At 26.1% G+C, this 591-nt stretch carries 1 protein-coding gene and 1 pseudogene; both read right to left on the bottom strand.

Going from position 1 to position 591, the window contains the following annotated elements; genetic code table 11:
• A partial coding sequence (locus tag AMN84_RS01840) for a 50S ribosomal protein L25 (RefSeq protein ID WP_102133250.1) occupies positions 1-336 on the bottom strand: 336 nt, incomplete at its 3' end.
• Between the two features lie 45 nt (positions 337-381).
• Positions 382-591, bottom strand: a pseudogene (locus AMN84_RS01835) (phosphoribosylpyrophosphate synthetase); the annotation flags it as partial.

Raw genomic sequence — 591 nt, 5'->3', positions numbered from 1 at the left:
TTCTGTATTGATAAAATTGACTGGTATTTCAATTATTACACTTGAACCTTTTACAATTCTTAAAAAGTCAATATGAATTGGATCGTCAGTTAAGATATCGTAAGAAATTTCTTTAGGTAAAACATTTTCATCCTTACCGTCAATTTTTAAATTTAATATACTTGATAAAAAGTTCTCTTTCTCAATTAAATTTTTCAATAATTTTTTTGATATAGATATTTTTTGAGTTTCAGATTTTCCACCATAGACTATACCAGGAACATTGCCTTCTGATCTTAGTTTACTTACTTCACCAGAAGTTTTAGTATTTCTTAAACTCGCATCAATCGTATTCATAAAGAAAAAGCGTTTTAACTCAAGTTAGTTAATAAAACAAGTAAATTATTTAAACAAAAATGAAACAGATGTAGAATTTGATATTCTTCTTATTGCTTCACCCATTAAGTTAGAAATTGACAAAATTTCAATATTTTTGGCGGATCTTACTTTATTCTCATTATTAATTGTGTCTGTAATAACAAGTTTTTTGATTGGAGAATTTTTAATAGCTTTCACAGCATCTCCACTTAAAACTCCGTGAGTAATATAAAC

Source organism: Candidatus Pelagibacter communis (assembly GCF_001180105.1).
In the GTDB taxonomy this organism is placed as follows: Bacteria; Pseudomonadota; Alphaproteobacteria; order Pelagibacterales; family Pelagibacteraceae; genus Pelagibacter; species Pelagibacter ubique_K.
This window is presented reverse-complemented; position numbering and strand designations above follow the sequence as displayed.